The sequence below is a fragment of the Microvirga sp. jy35 genome, from assembly GCF_056148915.1.
In genome coordinates, this window is record NZ_JBWBEW010000101.1 from 1 (window position 1) to 2542 (window position 2542).

The 2542-nt window shown below is 65.6% G+C and carries 2 protein-coding genes; both read right to left on the minus strand.

Going from position 1 to position 2542, the window contains the following annotated elements; all coding sequences use genetic code 11:
* Positions 1–776: dihydrodipicolinate synthase family protein (locus tag AC0QTX_RS27315; protein ID WP_474606931.1), on the minus strand; the 776-nt coding region annotated here is incomplete at its 3' end.
* Positions 777–808: 32 nt separating this feature from the next.
* A complete protein-coding gene (locus AC0QTX_RS27320; protein ID WP_474606932.1) occupies positions 809–2542 on the minus strand; it encodes an IlvD/Edd family dehydratase in 1734 nt (577 codons plus the stop codon).

A 2542-nucleotide genomic window follows, 5' to 3' on the forward strand; every position in this document is an offset into this window, starting at 1 on the left:
CGGTTCTCATAGTTGATCAGCGGCAGCCAGCGTTCGTAGGCCGCTGCTGCCCCCTCGCGGTCGCCGGCAAAGTAAGGGTCGATGATCTGGCGGATGCCGTCCGGATAGGCGCCGCCGGTCATGGCACCCGTGGCGCCCGCATCGAGGTCGGCCATCAGGGTGATGGCTTCCTCGCCGTCCCAGGGTCCCTCGATGGCGTCGCCCCCGAGCGCGATCAGATCGCGCAGCTTCCCGGCGGTGCCGGCCACCTCGATCTTGAAGTAGGACACATTGGCGATCTCCTGCGCCATGCGCGCGAGGAACGGTGCCGACAGGGACGTGCCGGCCATGGGCGCATCCTGGATCATGATCGGGATGCTGATCGCGTCCGAGACTTGGCGGAAGAACGCGTAGATGCCAGGCTCCGACACCCGCAGGGTGGCCCCGAAGAAGGGCGGCATGATCATGACCATCGCCGCACCTGCATCCTGCGCCCTACGGCTGCGCTCGGCGCAGATTTCGGTCGAGAAGTGGCTGGTGGTGACGATCACCGGTACGCGGCCCGCGATGTGATCGAGCACGGTCGTCATCACGGCTTCGCGCTCATCGTCGCGCAGCAGGAACTGCTCGGAGAAGTTCGCCAGGATGCAGAGGCCGTCGGAGCCCGCATCGATCATGAAATCGACAGCCCGCTTCTGGCCTTCGAGATCAAGGCGTCCGCTCTCGTCGAAGATGGTGGGCGCCACCGGAAACACACCACGATAGGGGCGGGTGGAACTCCTGCCGGTTGCGGACATGATCTCTTCCTTCATGATTGCGGTGCTGTTCTTCAATGGTTGTCACGTGGAACGGGCGAGCCGGTGCGGCCCACCAGGAAATCCAGGTCGACACCCCTGTCAGCCTGCAGCACGTGGTCGATATAGAGCTTGGCCCAGCCGCGCGTCGCGTGCGGCTCAGGCGGCACCCAGGCAGCCCGTCTGCGCTCCATCTCCTGCGCCTCCACATGAAGATGCAGGCTGCGGGCCGGCACATCAAGGGTGATCAGGTCGCCGTTCTGCACCAGCGCCAGCGGTCCGCCGGCAGCGGCTTCCGGAGCGACATGCAGCACCACGGTGCCGTAGGCGGTGCCAGACATGCGCGCATCCGAGATGCGGATCATGTCGCGGATGCCCTCCTTGAGCAGCTTTTGCGGCAGGGGCATGTTGCCCACCTCGGCCATGCCCGGATAGCCTTTCGGACCGCAGTGCTTGAGCACCATAACGCAGGTCTCGTCGATGTCGAGATCCTCGTCGTCGATGCGGTGATGCAGATCCTCGATCGTCTCGAACACCACCGCGCGGCCCGTGTGCTGCATCAGTTCGGGCGAAGCCGCCGACGGCTTGATGACGGCGCCGTTCGGCGCCAGGTTGCCCTTGAGGATGGCAATGCCGGCTTCCGGCTTGAACGGCTCCTCGAAGGAGGTGATCACCTCCCGGTTCCAGCACGGCGCATCCTTGACGTTGTCCCAGATCGACTTGCCGTTGATGGTGAGCGCGTCCTTGTGCAGCAGGCCGCGCTCGCCGAGCGTGCGCAGGACGACCGGCAGGCCGCCGGCATAGTAGAAGTCCTCCATGAGGAAGCGGCCGGAGGGCATCAGGTCGACGAGGCAGTGGACGTCGCGCCCAAGCCGATCGAAGTCGTCGAGGGTGAGATCGATGCCGACCCGCCCTGCAATGGCGAGGAGATGCACGACTGCATTGGTCGACCCGCCGATGGCTGCAAGGGTGCGGATGGCGTTCTCGAAGGCCTCGCGGGTCATGATCTTCGAGAGCACAAGGTCTTCGTGCACCATCTCGACGATGCGGCGGCCTGCCATGCGGGCAAGCTGATTGCGCCGCGCATCGCTTGCCGGAATGGCGGCGTTCTCCGGCAGGCCGACACCGAGCGCCTCGACCATGGAGGCCATGGTGGAGCCTGTGCCCATGGTCATGCAGTGGCCGGCCGAGCGGTTCATGCCGCTCTCCGCCTCATGGAACTCCTCCAGCGTGACTTCCCCGGCGCGCAGCTGCTCGCTCATGGAGATGATGTTGGTGCCTGAGCCGATGTATTTGCCGCGATAGACGCCGCGCAGCTGCGGCCCGCCGGACACGCCGATGGTGGGCAGATCCGCGGAGGCCGCGCCCATGAGGAGAGCAGGCGTAGTCTTGTCGCAGCCCATGAGCAGGACGACGCCGTCGAGGGGATGGGCGCGGATCGCCTCCTCCACGTCCATGGCCGCGAGGTTGCGGAACAGCATGGCGGTGGGGCGCATGGTCACCTCGCCCAGCGAGGAGACTGGGAACTCGAGTGGGAAGCCGCCGGCATCCAGCACGCCATACTTCACGTGCTCGGCGATGGTGCGGAAATGGGCGTTGCAGGGGGTGAGCTCGGACCAGGTGTTGCAGATGCCGATGACGGGGCGGCCGTCGAACTGGTCCTGGGGAAAGCCGCTGTTCTTGAGGAAGGAGCGGTAATAGAACCCCATCTTGTCCTGGCGCCCGAACCAGGCCTGGCTGCGCAGCTGGCGCTTCTTGTCTTCGCTCAT